This is a genomic window from Streptomyces sp. NPDC091281, assembly GCF_044757425.1.
GTDB lineage: Bacteria > Actinomycetota > Actinomycetes > Streptomycetales > Streptomycetaceae > Streptomyces.
This window is the reverse complement of record NZ_JBIVUY010000003.1, coordinates 189,200-205,643: the sequence shown is the minus strand read 5'-3', so window position 1 is coordinate 205,643 and position 16,444 is coordinate 189,200. Positions and strand designations below refer to the sequence as shown.

4 protein-coding genes (1 of these 4 only partly in view) are annotated in these 16,444 nt (G+C 77.7%); all 4 read left to right on the top strand.

All coding sequences use genetic code 11. The features are described 5' to 3' along the window. Tightly spaced (each overlapping or abutting the next), the 4 genes in view from ACIQPQ_RS09705 to ACIQPQ_RS09690 form a layout consistent with a single transcriptional unit that may run on beyond the window. Positions 1-3,733: the end of a type I polyketide synthase gene (locus ACIQPQ_RS09705; RefSeq protein WP_401302025.1), read on the top strand. It extends 12,371 nt beyond the left edge of the window; 3,733 of the gene's 16,104 nt are visible here — the last part of the coding sequence; its start codon lies off the left edge, out of view; it ends in the stop codon at positions 3,731-3,733. After that, the gene (locus ACIQPQ_RS09700) at positions 3,730-4,002 is read left to right on the top strand and encodes a hypothetical protein (RefSeq protein ID WP_401302022.1); all 273 of its coding nucleotides are present in this window, start codon (positions 3,730-3,732) and stop codon (positions 4,000-4,002) included. Before ACIQPQ_RS09705 ends, ACIQPQ_RS09700 begins: the two co-directional genes overlap by 4 nt. Further along, on the top strand, positions 3,999-15,197 hold the full coding sequence (locus ACIQPQ_RS09695) for a type I polyketide synthase (RefSeq protein WP_401302019.1): 11,199 nt from the start codon (positions 3,999-4,001) through the stop codon (positions 15,195-15,197). Before ACIQPQ_RS09700 ends, ACIQPQ_RS09695 begins: the two co-directional genes overlap by 4 nt. Next, on the top strand, positions 15,194-16,444 hold the full coding sequence (locus ACIQPQ_RS09690) for an activator-dependent family glycosyltransferase (RefSeq protein ID WP_401302016.1): 1,251 nt from the start codon (positions 15,194-15,196) through the stop codon (positions 16,442-16,444). Before ACIQPQ_RS09695 ends, ACIQPQ_RS09690 begins: the two co-directional genes overlap by 4 nt.

Sequence of the window (16,444 nt, the reverse complement as noted above, 5' to 3'; positions counted from 1 at the left end):
CCGGGCCGCCGTGTCCTCGTTCGGGATCAGCGGCACCAACGCCCACGTGGTCCTGGAGGAGGGCACCCCCGAACCCGCGGCCCCCGCCCCGGCCGGTTCGTCGGCCCCCGCGCTGCACACCGCCGAAGGCCCCGTCGCGTGGCCGCTGAGCGCCCGCACCGCCGCCGCCCTACGCGGACAGGCCGAACACCTCCGGGCCGCCCTCACCACCCACCCCGACACCCAACCGGCCGACGTGGCGCACTCGTTGGCCACCGGGCGCGCACTGTTCGACCACCGGGCCGTCGTCGTCGCCGAGGACCGCGCCGACCTCCTCGCCGGACTCGCCGCCGTCGCCCGCGACGAGGACGCCGCGAGCGTCGTCCGGGCCCGCACCGGCCCCACCACCCGCACCGCGTTCCTGTTCAGCGGACAGGGCTCCCAACGCCCCGCCACCGGACGCGACCTGATGGAGCGTCACCCGGTGTACGCCGAGGCGTTCCGGCGGGTGTGCGACGCGTTCGCCCCGTACCTCGACGTGCCCCTCGCGGACGTCGTCCTCGCCGAGGACGGCACCCGCGAGGCCCGTCTCCTGGACCGCACCGCCTACACCCAGCCCGCCCTCTTCGCCGTCCACGTCGCGCTCCACGCGCTCGTCCGCTCCTGGGGCGTCGTCCCGGACGCCCTGATGGGCCACTCCATCGGCGAACTCTCCGCCGCGCACGTCGCCGGGGTCCTCTCCCTCGACGACGCCTGCCGCCTGGTCGCCGCCCGCGGCCGGCTCATGGACGCCCTGCCCGAGGGCGGCGCCATGGCCGCCGTCCAGGCCACCGAGGACGAGGTGCTGCCGCTGCTCGACGGGCGGGCCGCGATCGCCGCCGTCAACGGGCCCGCCGCGGTCGTCGTCTCCGGGGACGAGGACGCCGTGTCGGACATCGACGGTCATTTCGCGGCGCTCGGCCGAAAGACTAGGCGTTTGCGGGTCAGCCATGCGTTTCACTCGGCGCATATGGACGCGATGCTGGCGGAGTTCGAGGAGGTCGCGCGCGGCGTGCGCTGGGCGCCGCCCGCGATCCCCGTCGTCTCCAACGTGACGGGCCGCACGGCCACCGACGCCGAACTGACCGCGCCGGAACACTGGGTGCGGCACGTGCGGCAGACCGTGCGGTTCGCCGACGGTGTGCGCACCCTCCGCGAGGACGGCGTCGGCACCTTCGTCGAACTCGGCCCCGACGGCTCCCTCGCCGCCCTCACCCTCGACACCCTCACCGCCCCCGACGCCACCGGCGGCCCGGCGGGCGGCGCGGACGAGGGCGTCGAACTCCCCGTCGCGGTCCCCGTGCTGCGGCGGGGCCGCCCCGAGGCGACCGCCGTCCTGCTGGCCGCCGCCGCGCTGCACGTACGCGGCCTCGCCGCCGCCCCGACCGGCCTCACCGGCCCGGCCCGCACGGTGGAGCTGCCGACGTACGCCTTCCAGCGCGGCCGGTACTGGCTCGACCCCGCCGCGCCCGCGCCGACCGGCACCGCGGCGGGCGACGACGACGCGTTCTGGGCCGCCGTCGCGGACGGCGACCTCGCCACGCTCACCGGGCACGACCTGTCCGGCGACACCCCGCTCAGCGACCTGCTGCCCGCCCTCACCGCCTGGCGGCGGCGCCGCCAGGAGACCGACGCGCTCGACGCCGCGGCCTACGAGGTGGTCTGGCGGCCCGTGCCGGACGGCGCGCCGCCCGTGCTCGCCGGGACCTGGCTCCTCGCCGTGCCCGCCACCCGCGCCGACGACCCCTGGACGACCGCCGTCGCGGAAGGCCTCGCCGCGCACGGCGCACACCCCCTCCCGTTCCCCGTCGACTGCGCGGGCGCCGAACGCGGCACGCTCGCCCAGCAGTTGAAGGCGCTGCCCGAACTGGACTCCGTGCAAGGCGTGTTGTCGCTGCTGTCGCTGGACGAGACGCCCGCGGACGCCCACGCCGGCACGGTGGCGCGGTCCGGCGGCGCGGCGGCCCCCGCCGGTCTCACCGCCCTCCTCGCCCTCAGCCAGGCCCTGGGCGACCTGGAGACCGGCGCCCCTCTGTGGGCGGCCACCAGCGGAGCCGTCGCCACCGGCGGCCGCGACCCGCTCACCGCGCCCGTCCAGGCCACCACCTGGGGCCTCGGCCGGGTCGCCGCCCTCGAACACCCGCAGCGCTGGGGCGGACTCGTCGACCTCCCGGCCGACCTGGACGCCCGGTCCGCCGAACGCCTCGCCGCCCTCCTCTCCGGCACCGTCCGCGAGGACCAGACCGCCGTACGCCCCGCCGGACTGTTCGCCCGCCGCCTCGTCCACGCGACCCCCACGGCCGACACCACCGCGGCCGTCCCCGGCAGCACGGACGGTACGGGCGACGGCGGCTGGGACTGCGCGGGCGCCACCGTCCTGATCACCGGCGGCACCGGCGCCCTCGGCGCCCGCGTCGCCCGCCGCCTCGCCGCGCGCGGCGCCCGCCGCCTCGTCCTCGCCGGACGGCGCGGCCCCGACGCCGACGGCGCCGCCGACCTGCGCGCCGACCTCACCGCCGCGGGCGCCGAGGTCACCCTCGCCGCCTGCGACGCCGCCGACGAGGACGCCCTCGCCGCGCTGCTCGCCGCCCACCCCGTCGACGCCGTCGTGCACGCCGCCGGAGTCCTCGACGACGGACTCCTCGCGACCCTCACCCCGGACCGCCTGGAGGCCGTGCTGCGGCCCAAACTGGCCGCCGCCCGCGCCCTCGACCGCCTCACCCGCGACCGCGACCTGCGCGCCTTCGTGCTGTTCTCCTCGTTCGCCGGGACCGTCGGCTCCGCCGGACAGGGCAACTACGCCGCCGCCAACGCCTACCTCGACGCGCTCGCCGCACAGCGCCGCGCCGCCGGACTGCCCGCCACCTCCGTCGCGTTCGGCCCGTGGGCCGGGGACGGCATGGCCGCGGCCGGACCCGACACCGAGGCCCGGCTGCGGGCGGGCGGCGTCGCCCCCCTCGACCCCGAGGCCGCGCTCACCGCCCTCGACCGGGCCGCGGCCCGGACCGGCGCGGGCCTCACCGTCGCCGACGTGGCCTGGGACCGGTTCCTGCCCGGCTTCACCGCCGTACGGCCCGCCCCGCTGCTCGCCGAACTCCCCGAGGCACGCGCCCTGTCGGCCCGTACGGCGGACGACGGCACCGAGCCGGGGGCGGCGGACGGCGGCCTGCGCACCCGGCTCGCCGGACTGGGCGAGGCCGAGCAGGAGCGGCTGCTGCTGCACCTCGTACGCGGCCACGTCGCCACCGTCCTCGGCCACGGCTCCGCCGACGCCGTCGAGGCGGATCGCGCCTTCACCGAACTCGGCTTCGACTCGCTGATGGCCGTGGAACTGCGCAACCGGCTCGGCGTCGCCGCCGGCCTGCAACTGCCCGCCACCCTCCTGTTCGACCAGCCCACGCCGCGCGTCCTCGCCCGCCACCTGCGGTCCCTGACCGCCGACGACGACGCCGGGGCGCCCGCGCTCGCCGCCCTCGACCAGCTGGAGGCGGCCCTCGCCCGGCTCACCGGCGACGACACCGAAGGCGACGACGCCGGACACGGCCGGATCGCCTCCCGCCTGCTGGCGCTCGCCGCCCGCTACGGCGGCCGGGCCGCGCCCGCCACCGTCCCGGCCGCCGGGGAGGACACCGGCGGCGACCTCCAGGACCGTATCGACTCCGCGGGCGCCGAAGACCTCTTCGCCCTCATCGACAACGACCTCGGCATCCAATGACCGGCCGCCCCCCGACCCCGCGCCCCCGCCGACTCCCGTACGCCGGACCCGACCGCACCGCCGGCCGGCCCGCGTACGGCGACGGCCACCACGACCGCACCGGCCTCCGCACGGACGGCCGCCACCGCAGCGCGCCGTACGGCGGCCGCGACCGTACCGGCCGTCCCGCGCGCGGCGGCCACGACCACGTCAACCCCCGGCCCCGGCCGCCGCAGACCACGGCCGCCGCCGGGACCGACACGACCTTCAGGGTGGGTGAGCACACGTGAACGAGCAGGAGAAACTCCTCAGCTACCTCAAGAAGGTCACCGGCGACCTGCACGAGACGCGCAGGCGGCTGCGCGAGGCGGAGACCGCGTCCCGCGAACCGGTTGCCATCGTCGCCATGAGCTGCCGCTTCCCCGGCGGCGCCGACACCCCCGAGGACTTCTGGCGGCTCATCGGCTCCGGCGGCGACGCCGTCACCGAATGGCCCACCGACCGCGGCTGGAACCTCGCCGACCACTACGACCCCGAACCGGGCCGCCCCGGCCGCACCTACAGCACCCGCGGCGGCGCCCTCCCCGGCGCCGGGGACTTCGACGCCGGGTTCTTCGGCATCTCGCCCCGTGAAGCCATGGCCATGGACCCGCAGCAGCGGCTGCTGCTGGAGATCTCCTGGGAGGCGTTCGAACGCGCCGGGATCGACCCCACCGCCCTGCGCGGCTCCCGCACCGGCGTCTTCGCGGGCACCAACGGCCAGGACTACCCGGCCCTGCTGCTCGCCTCCCAGGAAAGCCTCGAAGGGCACGTAGGCACCGGCAACGCCGCGAGCGTCGTCTCCGGCCGCGTCTCCTACACCCTCGGCCTGGAGGGCCCCGCGGTCACCGTCGACACCGCCTGCTCCTCCTCCCTGGTCGCCCTGCACCTCGCCGTGCGCGCCCTGCGGGCCCGCGAGTGCGACCTCGCCCTCGCGGGCGGCGTCACCGTGCTGTCGACGCCCGGACTGTTCCTGGAGTTCAGCAGGCAGCGCGGCCTCGCCCCCGACGGCCGCTGCAAGGCGTTCGCGGAGGCCGCCGACGGCACCGGCTGGGCCGAGGGCGCGGGCATGCTCCTCGTCGAGCGGCTCTCCGACGCCCGCCGCCTCGGCCACCCCGTCCTCGCCGTGGTCCGCGGCTCCGCCGTCAACCAGGACGGCGCCTCCAACGGCCTCACCGCCCCCAACGGCCCCTCCCAGCAGCGGGTCATCTGGCAGGCCCTCGCCGACGCCCGGCTCTCCACCGCCGAGGTCGACGCCGTCGAGGCCCACGGCACCGGGACGACGCTCGGCGACCCCATCGAGGCGCAGGCCCTCCTCGCCACGTACGGCCAGGACCGCGAGGAGCCGCTGTGGCTCGGCTCGGTCAAGTCGAACATCGGGCACACCCAGGCCGCCGCCGGGGTCGCGGGCGTCATGAAGATGGTGCTCGCCATGGAGCACGGCACCCTGCCCCGCACCCTCCACGTCGACCGGCCCAGCAGCCACGTCGACTGGACGGCCGGACGGGTCGCCCTCCTCACCGAGAACCGGCCCTGGCCCGCCGCCGACCGGCCCCGCGTCGCGGGCGTCTCCTCCTTCGGCGTCAGCGGCACCAACGCCCACATCATCCTCGAACAGCCGGTACCGGACCGGACCCCGGCCGCCACCGCCGGAACGCGGCCCGCCGCAGCCGACACCGCCACGCCGAACACCGCCGCCCCCGACGCCGCCACGCCCGCCACCGGGGACCGGTCCGCCGCGAACAGCGTCGCCGGGACCGCGGACGCGGCCCCCCACCCCTGCCTCGTCTCCGGCCGCACCGCCGCCGCCCTGCGCGCCCAGGCCGCCGCCCTGCACGCCCGCCTGCGCGCCGACGACGCGCCCCCGCTCGCGGACGTCGCCCGCTCCCTGGTCGCCACCCGCGCCGCCTTCGACCACCGGGCGTTCGTCCTCGCCGACGACCGCCCCGCCCTGCTGCGGGGCCTGGAGGCCCTCGCCGCGGGCGGCCCGGCCGCCGGGACCGTCCAGGGCGTCGCCGACGTCGACGGCCGGACCGTGTTCGTCTTCCCCGGCCAGGGCCCCCAGTGGCCCGGCATGGCCACCGAACTCCTCGACACGGAAACGGAGTTCCGCGGCCACTTCACCGCGTGCGCCACCGCCGTCGAACGGTACGTCGACTGGTCCGCCGAGGACGTCCTGCGCGGCGCGCCCGGCGCCCCTACCCTGGACCGGGTCGACGTCGTCCAGCCGCTGCTGTTCCTCACGATGGTCTCCCTCGCCCGGTTCTGGCAGGCGCGCGGGGTCCGCCCGGACGCCGTCGTCGGCCACAGCCAGGGCGAGATCGCCGCCGCCTGCGTCGCGGGCGGCCTCACCCTGGACGACGCCGCCCGCGTCGTCGTCCTGCGCAGCCGCGCCATCACCGCGCTCGCCGGGACCGGCGGCATGGCCTCCGTCCTGCTGCCCGCCGCCGACGTGGAACGTCACCTCGCCCCCCACGACGGCCGTCTCTCCGTGGCCGCCGTCAACGGCCCGGCCTCCGTTGTCGTCTCCGGCGACGCCGACGCCGTGGGCGACCTCGTCGACACCCTCACCGCCGCGGGCGCCCAGGCCCGCCGCATCCCCGTCGACTACGCCTCCCACTCCGCCCAGGTCGAAGCCCTCCGCGACCGCCTCCTCACCGACCTGGCCCCGCTGCGCCCCCGACCGGCCGACATCCCCTTCTACTCCACCGTCAGCGGCGGCCGGTTCGACACCACCGGACTCGACGCGACCTACTGGTACGACAACCTGCGCCGCACCGTCCGCTTCGCCGACACCCTGCGCGCCCTCGCCGCCGACGACTTCCGCGTCTTCGTCGAGTCCAGCCCGCACCCGGTGCTCACCGCCGCCGTCCGCGACGCCCTCGACGAGACCGGCACCACCGGCACCGTCGTCACCGGCACCCTGCGGCGCGGCGAGGGCGGCACCCGGCGCTTCCTCACCTCCCTCGCCGAACTCGCCGTCCGGGGCGCCGTCCCCGCCGCCCGCGCCCTCCCCGCAGCCGCCCAGGACACGCCCGTGCCCGCCGAGGCCACCGGCACCGAGCCCGACGCGCCCACCGCCGCCGCAGCTCCCCGCGCCCACGTCGCGCTCCCCACGTACGCCTTCCAGCGCCGCACCTACTGGCCGACGCCCGCCCGGCCCGCCGCGCCCGCGCCCTCCGGCGACCTCGACGCGCCGTTCTGGGCGTCCGTCGAGCGCCACGACACGGCGCCGCTGGCCGCCGCGCTCCACCTGGACGAGGCCACCCTCGCCACCGTGCTGCCCGCGCTCGGCGACTACCGGCGGCGCAGCCGGGACACCGCCACCGTCGACGCCTGGCGCCACCGCGTCGTCTGGAAGCCGCTCCCGGCCGCCCCGGCACCCGTCCTCGGCGGGCCCTGGCTGGTCCCCGTGCCCGCCGCCCACCTGGAGACCGGGCACCCCGGCCACGCCCTGACCGCCGCCGTCCTCGACGCGCTCGCCCGCGCGGGCGCCACCCCCGTCCCGGTGCCCGTCGGCCCCGACGCCGACCGCGCCCGCCTCGCCGACGCGCTCACCGCGGCCCTCGACGCCACCGGCCCCGACGGGCCGCGCGCCGTGCTGTCCCTCCTCGCCCTCGACGACGACGAGCACCCGCGACTGCCCGGCCTGCCGCGCGGGTTCGCCGCCACCGTCGCCCTCGTCCAGGCCCTCGACGACCTCGGCCGCACGGCACCCGTCTGGTTCGCCACCCGGGGCGCCGTCACCACCGGCCCCACCGACACCCTCGACGCGCCCCACCAGGCCCTCGTCTGGGGCTTCGGCCGGGTCGTCGCCCTCGAACAGCCCCCGCGCTGGGGCGGCCTGATCGACCTGCCCGCCACCCTCGACGCGCCCGCCGCCGCACGGCTCACCGCCGCCCTCGCCGGGATCGGCCACGAGGACCAGCTCGCCGTCCGCGCCACCGGACTGCATGCCCGCCGCCTCGCCCGCGCCGCCACCGGCGGCCTCGGCGCCCGCCGCGACTGGACACCCACCGGCACCGTCCTGGTGACCGGCGGCACCGGCGCCCTCGGCCGCCAGGTCGCCCGCGCCCTCGCCCGCAAGGGCGCCCCCGGCCTCCTCCTCGTCAGCCGCACCGGCCCCGACGCGCCCGGCGCCGACGACCTGCGCGCCGAGCTCACCGCCCTCGGCGCCGGACACGTCGACATCGCCGCCTGCGACCTCACCGACACCGGCCAGGTCGCCGCCCTCCTCGACGCGCTCCCCGCCGACCGGCCGCTCGACGCCGTCTTCCACACCGCCGCCGTCCTGCGCGACGGCGTCATCTCCACCCTCACCCCGGAACAGCTCGCCGAGGTCCTGCGGGTGAAGGTCGGCGGCGCCCGCACCCTCGACGCGCTCACCGCGGACCTCGACCTGAGCGCGTTCGTGCTGTTCTCCTCCACCGCGGGCACCATCGGCGCCCCCGGCCACGCCAACTACGCCCCCGGCAACGCCCTCCTCGACGCCCTCGCCCAGCAGCGGCGCGCCCGCGGCCTGCCCGCCACCGCCGTCGCCTGGGGCCCCTGGGCCGACGGCGGCATGGCCGACGGCGCCGTCGGGGAACGCCTGCGCCGCCACGGCGTCCGCCCGATGGACCCCGACCTGGCGCTGCGCGCCCTCCAGCAGGCCCTGGACCACGACGACACCACCGTCGCCGTCACCGACATCGACTGGGACCTCTTCCCGCACGCCTACACCAGCGCCCGCCCCCGCCCCTTCCTCGACGACCTGCCCGAGGCCCGGCGCGCCCTCGCCGTCCGCACCGCCGCCCCCGACCCGCGCCGCGCGGCCGACGACGCCCCCGCCGACCCCGGCGACCTGGTCCAGCGGCTCGCCGCGCTCCCGGAGGCCGACCGGCGCCCCGCGTTCGAGGAACTGGTCCGCGCCCACGCCGCCGTCGTCCTCGACCACGGCGGCCCCCAGGACGTCGAAGCCACCCACTCCTTCCGCGAACTCGGCTTCGACTCCCTCACCGCCGTCGAGCTGCGCAACGCCCTCAGCGGCGCCCTCGGCCGCCCGCTGCCCGCCACCCTCGTCTTCGACTACCCGACCCCCGTCGCCCTCGCCGCCCACCTCCGCGCGGGCCTCGACCCGGCGCCCGCCCCCGCCGACGACGCCCCCGCGCCCCGCGCCACCGACGGCGACCCGGTCGTCATCACCGCGATGAGCTGCCGCTTCCCCGGCGGCGCCGACACCCCCGAGGCGTTCTGGCGGCTCCTCGCCGACGGCACCGACGCCATCACCGGCTGGCCCGCCGACCGCGGCTGGGACCTCGACGGGCTCTACGACCCCGAGCCCGGCGCGCCCGGCCGGGCCAGCACCCGCGAGGGCGGCTTCCTCGACGGCGTCGCCGACTTCGACCCGGCGTTCTTCGGGATCTCCCCCCGCGAGGCCGTCGCCATGGACCCCCAGCAGCGGCTGCTGCTGGAGCTGGCGTGGGAGGCCTTCGAGCGGGCCGGGTTCGACCCGACGACCCTGCGCGGCTCCCGCACGGGCGTCTTCGCGGGCACCAACTACCAGGACTACGCGTCCCGTCCGCTCGACCCGGCCACCGCCGCCGAGGTCGCGGGCCACCTCGGCACCGGCAACTCGGCGAGCGTCATGTCGGGCCGCGTCTCCTACACCCTGGGCCTGGAGGGCCCGGCGGTCACCGTCGACACCGCCTGCTCGTCCGCGCTCGTCGCGCTGCACCTCGCCGTGCAGGCGCTGCGGGCGGGGGAGTGCGACCTCGCCCTCGCGGGCGGCGTCACCGTCATGTCGACGCCGGGCCTGTTCGTCGACTTCAGCCGTCAGCGCGGCCTCGCCGCCGACGGCCGCTGCAAGGCGTTCTCCGACAGTGCCGACGGCGCCGGGTTCGCGGAGGGCGCGGGCCTCGTTCTCGTCGAGCGGCTTTCCGACGCCCGCCGCGCCGGACGCCCCGTCCTGGCGGTCGTCGCCGGGTCGGCCGTCAACCAGGACGGCGCCAGCAACGGCCTCACCGCGCCCAACGGACCCTCCCAACAGCGCGTCATCCGGGCCGCGTTGGCGTCGGCCGGGCTGAAGGCGTCCGACGTCGACGCGGTCGAGGCCCACGGCACGGGCACCTCCCTCGGCGACCCCATCGAGGCCCAGGCCCTGCTCACCGCGTACGGCCAGGACCGCGAACAGCCCCTGTGGCTGGGGTCGGTGAAGTCCAACATCGGGCACACGCAGGCCGCGGCCGGTGTCGCGGGCGTCATCAAGATGGTCCTCGCCATGCAGCACGGCACCCTGCCCCGCACCCTCCACGTGGACGAGCCGTCCTCGCACGTCGACTGGTCGTCCGGTGCCGTCGCCCTGCTCGGGAGCGCGCGCGACTGGCCCGCCGCCGAGGGCCGCGCCCGCCGCGCGGGCGTCTCCTCCTTCGGCATCAGCGGCACCAACGCGCACGTCGTCCTGGCCGAACCCCCGACGGACGCGGCGCCACCCCTGGAAGCCGGGGAAGCGCAGGACGGCCCCGCCGCCACCCCCGGTCCGGGGGCGTCCGGCGGCCCGGTGCCATGGACGCTCTCCGCGCGGTCCGGGCACGCCCTGCGCGCGCAAGCCGCCCGCCTCGCCCGGACCGTCGACGCGGGCGGCGCGGCGGCCGACACGGACCTCGTGGACATCGCGGGCGCCCTGGTCCGCTCACGCTCCCTGTTCGACCACCGGGCCGTCGTCTGGGGCCGGGACCGCGCCGACCTCGTCACCGCCCTGGACGCGGTCGCGTCCGGCACCGCCCCGGCCGACGCCCTCTCGGGGGTGACCCGCCGGGACGGCCGCACGGCGTTCCTCTTCGCGGGCCAGGGCGCCCAGCGCCTCGGCATGGGCCGGGAGCTGTACGCCACGTACCCCGTCTTCGCGGACGCGTTCGACGCGGTCGCCGCCGAACTCCCCTTCGACCTCGCGGAGATCGTGTACGGCGACCACGCCGACGCCCTGAACCGCACGGAGTTCGCCCAGCCCGCCCTGTTCGCCCTCGAAGTGGCCCTGTACCGGCTGCTGGAGTCGTGGGGCGTCCGCCCGGACGTGCTCGCCGGACATTCGATCGGCGAGATCGCCGCCGCGCACGCGGCCGGTGTCTGGTCCCTGGCCGACGCCGCCCAACTGGTCGTGGCGCGCGGCCGGTTGATGCAGGCGCTGCCCGACGGCGGCACGATGGTCTCCCTCCGCGCGACCGAGGACGAGGTACGGCCCCTCCTGGACGACCGCGTCGGTCTCGCCGCCGTCAACGGCCCCCGCTCCGTGGTGATCGCGGGGGAGGCGGCGGCCGTGGAGGAGATCGCCGCCCGCTTCCGCGCCCAGGACCGCAAGGTCACCGCCCTGCGGGTGAGTCACGCCTTCCACTCCCCGCTGATGGAGCCGATGCTCGCCGACTTCCGCAAGGTCGCCGAGAGCCTCACCTACACGGCCCCACAGCTGCCCCTGGTCTCCACCGTCACCGGGCGGCCCCTCACCGCCGACGAGGCGACCTCCCCGGACCACTGGGTCCGCCACGTCCGCCAGACCGTCCGCTTCGCCGACGCCGTCACCGCGCTGGACGCCGAAGGCGCCACGCGGTTCCTGGAGCTGGGCCCCGACGGCACCCTCACCGCGCTCGCCCAGGGCGCCCTCGACGACCCCGGCACGGCGCTCTTCGTCCCGGTGCTGCGCAAGGACCGGCCCGAGCCCTCCGCCCTCGTCGCCGCGCTCGCCGCCCTCCACGTCGACGGCGCCCGCGTGGACTGGGCCGGACAACTCCCCGCCACGAACCCGGTGCCGCTGCCGACGTACGCCTTCCAGCGGCGCCGCTACTGGCTGGACGCCACCGACCAGCCCGGTGACATGACCGCCGCCGGTCTGGAGCCCGCCGGACACCCGCTGCTGTCGGCCGCCGTCCCGGTCGCCGACACCGGCGGACTCGTCCTCAGCGGACGCCTCTCCACCCGCACCCACCCCTGGCTCGCCGACCACCGCGTCCTGGGCCGCACCATCCTGCCCGCCACCGCCCACCTCGAACTCGCCCGGCACGCCGGGGACCAGGTCGGCCTCGGCCACGTCGTCGAACTCACCCTGGAATCCCCGCTGGTGCTCCCCGACTCCGGCGCCGTACGGCTCCAGCTCGCCCTCGGCGGACCGGAGGACGACGGCAGGCGCGCCTTCGGCGTCCACTCCCGGCCCGCCGACGCGCCCCCGGACGCCCCCTGGACCCGCCACGCGAGCGGACTCCTCGCCCGGGAACCCGCCGCACCGGGGGAGTCCGCCCCCGACGGCCGGCTCAGCGGGGCCTGGCCGCCGCCGGGCGCCGTCCCCGTCGCCCCGGACGCGGCGGGCGGCACCGACCGGTACGAGCGGTTCGCCGCGGGCGGCTTCACCTACGGCCCGTCGTTCCGCGGGCTCGGCCGGGTGTGGCGCCACGACCACGACCTGTACGCCGAGGTCGCCCTGCCCGAGTCCCACCACGCCGACGCCGCCCGCCACGGCCTGCACCCGGCCCTCCTGGACGCCGCCGTGCAGACTCTCCTCGTCGACGCCCTCGACACCGCCGACGGCGCCGAAGAGGCCACCGCCACCCTGCCGTTCGCCTGGCACGGCGTCACCCTGCACGCGACCGGCGCCACCGCCCTCCGTGTCCGCCTGGCCCCCACCGGCCGCCCCGACACGTACACCGTGGCCGTCTCCGACCCCGACGGGCAGCCCGTCGCCACGGCCGAAGGCCTCGTCCTGCGCCGCGTCACCGCCGCACAGCTCCCCGAGGCCCGGCCCACCGCCGCCGCGCCCCCGCCCGCCCTCCTCGTCCGGCGCTGGCTCCCCGCCACGCCCCGGCCTACGGCGCCCGCCGCCGGGACCGTCCGCTGGGCGCTGCTCGGACAGGGCGACGGCGGCCTCGCCGAGGCCCTCGACACCTCCGGCGTCCACCTGGAGAGCTACGCCGACCTCGCCTCCCTCGCGGCGGCCGTCGACACCGGCACCGCCGCACCCGCCGTCGTCCTCGCCGCCCCGGCCCCCACCACCGCCCCCGGCGCCCCGGCCCCCCGGGCGACCCGCAACCTCCTCGCCGCCACCGCGGATCTCCTGCGGGCCTGGACCGGCGACGACCGCTTCGCCGCCTCCCGCCTGGTCCTCGTCACCCGCGGCGCCCTCGCCACCGGCCCCGGCGACGCCCCGCACGACCTGCCCGCCGCCGCCCTGTACGGCCTGGTGCGCTCCGTCCAGCGCGAGCACCCCGACCGCGTCCACCTCCTCGACCTCGCCCCGCCCCCGGCCCCCGGCCCGGCGACCGGCACCACGGCCGCACGGCCCGCGCTCCCGCCCGCCGACGCCGCCGCGGCGACCGCCGCGATCGCCGCCGCCCACCCGGAGGCCGCCCTCCGCGACGGCACCCTCCTCACCCCCGACCTCACCCCGGCCACCGACACCGCCGACAGCGACACCACCCCTCTCCTCGACCCTGCGCGGACCGTCCTGATCACCGGCGCCACCGGTGCCCTCGGCGCACTCGTCGCCCGCCACCTGGTCACCGCCCACGGCGCCCGCAGGCTCCTGCTCGCCTCCCGCGGCGGACCGGCCGCCCCCGGCGCCGACACCCTGCTCGCCGACCTCACCGCCCACGGCGCCGAGGCCACCCTCGTCGCCTGCGACGTCGCCGACCGCGCCCAGGTGGCCGACCTCCTCGCCGGGATTCCCGTGGCGCACCCCCTGACGGCGGTCGTGCACGTCGCCGGGGTCGTCGACGACGCCACGCTCGCCTCGCTCACCGGCGACCGCATCGACACCGTCCTGCGCCCCAAGGCGGACGCGGCCTGGCACCTCCACGAGCTGACCCGCGACCTGGACCTGACGGTGTTCGCCCTGTACTCCTCGGCGGCCGGTACGTTCGGCGCCGCGGGCCAGGGCGGCTACGCGGCGGCCAACGCCTTCCTCGACGCCCTCGCCGGACAGCGCCGCGCCGCCGGGCTGCCCGCCACCTCCGTCGCCTGGGGCCTGTGGGCCGCCGACAGCGCGATGACCGCCGGACTCGGCGCCGCCGACCGCGAGCGGATGTCCCGGAGCGGCATGCTGCCGCTCACCGCCGAGACGGGCCTCGCCCTGTTCGACGCGGCCCTCGCAGGACCCGACGCGGCCGTCGTCGCCGTCGCCCGCGCCACCCCCGTGGCCGGACCCCGCGCCGGAACCCGCCGCACCGCCGCCCGGGGCGCGGCCGCCGACGGGGCCCGGACCGCGCGCCTCGCCACGCTGACCGCCGCCGAACGGCTCACCGCGCTGACCGCCCTGGTGCGCGAGGAGGTCGCCGCCGTCCTCGGCCACGACACCACCGACGAGGTCCTGCCCGACCGGCACTTCGCCGAACTCGGCTTCGACTCCCTCACCGCCGTCGAACTGCGCAACCGGCTCGGCGCGCTCACCGGGTTCCGGCTCCCGCCGACCCTCGTCTTCGACCTGGACACCCCGCAGGCCCTCGCCGCCGACCTCAGCGACCGCTACGCCGCCGACCCCGCCCACGCCTCCGCCCCCACCGGGGACGGCCCGGCCGACCCCGCCGTGCCGTCCGGCGCCGCGCGGGCCGAGGACACCGTCGGCGCCCTGTTCCGCGACGCCTGCCGCCAGGGCCGCGTCGACGACGGATTCGCCCTGCTCCAGGCGGTCGCCGGACTCCGGCCCGTGTTCGACACCCCGGCCGGGCTGCCCGCACCGTCCGCCGGGCTCCGGCTCGCCGCCGGGGACGAGGGCGCGCCGCTGATCTGCTTCAGCTCCTACGTGGCCCTCGCGGGCGTCCACCAGTACGCCCGGTTCGCGTCCGCCTTCCGCGGGCGGCGCGACGTGTGGGCGCTGCCCACGCCGGGCTTCGGCCGCGGCGAACCCCTCCCCGCCTCCCTCGACGTCGTCGCCCGCACCCAGGCCGAACAGGTCCTGCGCTGCGCCGACGGCCGCCCCTTCGTCCTCACCGGCTCCTCCTCCGGCGGCGTCCTCGCCCTCGCCGCCGCCCGACACCTGGAGCAGGCCGGCCACCCGCCGCTCGGCGTCGCCCTCCTCGACACCTACATGCCGCGCGCCGACTCGCCGTTCACCCGCTTCTCCGCCGAGATGCTCGGCGGGATGTTCGACCGGGAGTCGATGTTCGCCCACATGGACGCCGACCGGCTCTCCGCGATGAGCTGGTACATCAGCATGATCGGCGAGTGGGACCCGGGCGACCTCACCGCCCCCGTCGTCCTCGTCCGCCCCTGCGAACCGCCCGTCACCCTCGACGGGAGCGCCGACTCCGGGGACTGGCGCAGCAGTTGGGACGGCGCGGGCACCGTCGTCGACGTCCCCGGAAACCACTTCACGATGATGGAGTCGCACGCCGCCACCACCGCGGGCTCCCTCACCGCCTGGATCGACACCGTCCTGCCGCCCGCCCCGGCCGACGCGCGGGACGCCCACCGAACCGAGGGAGCATGATGCGGGTCCTGTTCGTCACCCTGTCGGAGAAGTCCCACATCTACCTGATGGCGCCGCTGGCCTGGGCGCTCACCGCGGCGGGCCACGACGTGCGCGTGGCGAGCCAGCCCATGGCCACCGACACCATCACCCGCGCCGGGCTCACCGCCGTCCCCGTCGGCAGCGACCACGGCATCCACCACGACATGGCCGCCTACCGCGACTCCCAGGACTACCGCACCGCCAACTGGAGCCGCTGCGAACGCCCCGAGGTCGACTGGCCCGAACTGCGCGAACGCTACGCGCTGAGCGTCCCCTACGCGTTCGCCGTCTACAACGACTCCATGATCGACGACCTGGCCGCGTTCGCGCAGGGCTGGCGGCCCGACGTCGTCGTCCGCGACCCCCTCGCCTACGCGGGTGCCGTCGCCGCCCGGATCGCCGGGGCCGCCCACGTCCGCCTGATGTGGTGCGCCGACGTGTGGGGCCGCACCCGGCAGACCTACCTCGAACTCCTCGCCGAACAGCCCGAGTCGGAGCGCACCGACCCGCTCGCCGAGTGGCTGGCGGCCCGCTCCGAGCCCTTCGGGTTCTCCTGCGACGAGGAGATGCTGCACGGCCAGGCCACCGTCAGCACCCTGCCCGCCTCCCTCGCCCTGCCCACCGCCTCGCCCGAACTCCCCATGCGGCACATCCCCTACAACGGGCGCGCCGTCGTCTGGGACTGGCTGCGCGAGGCCCCCAAACGCCCGCGGGTCTGCGTCAGCCTCGGCGCCTCCAACACCGAGGACTACGGCGGCGACTACGTCTCCGTCCCGCAGATCCTCGACGCGCTCGCCGACGACGACGTCGAGGTGGTCGCCGCCCTGCTGCCCGCCCAGCGCGAGGCCCTGGGCGCCCTCCCCGGCAACGCCCGCGCCGTCGACTCCGTCGCCCTGCACACCCTGCTGCCGACCTGCTCCGCCGTCATCCACCACGGCGGCTACGGCAGCTTCGCCACCGCCATGGCCCACGGCGTGCCCCAACTCGTGCTCTCCACCCTGGTCTCCGACCACGAGCTGCGCGGCCGGGCGCTCCAACGCCAGGGCGCGGGCGCCTACTTCCACCACCGCGACGTCACCGCCGACAAGGTCCGCGACCACGTCCGCCGCCTCACCACCGAGCCCGGCCCCGCCGAAGCCGCCCGCAGGCTGCGCGCCGAGGCCGAGGCCATGCCGAGCCCCGGCGAGGTCGTCACCTCCCTGGAACGCCTCGCGGAAGTCTCCTGA

What these genes read in the sequence shown, in the direction of transcription:
- ACIQPQ_RS09700 (WP_401302022.1), top strand. Translation starts at nt 3,730, where the DNA reads ATGACCGGCCGCCCCCCGACCCCGCGCCCCCGCCGACTCCCGTACGCC.
- ACIQPQ_RS09690 (WP_401302016.1), top strand. Translation starts at nt 15,194, where the DNA reads ATGATGCGGGTCCTGTTCGTCACCCTGTCGGAGAAGTCCCACATCTAC.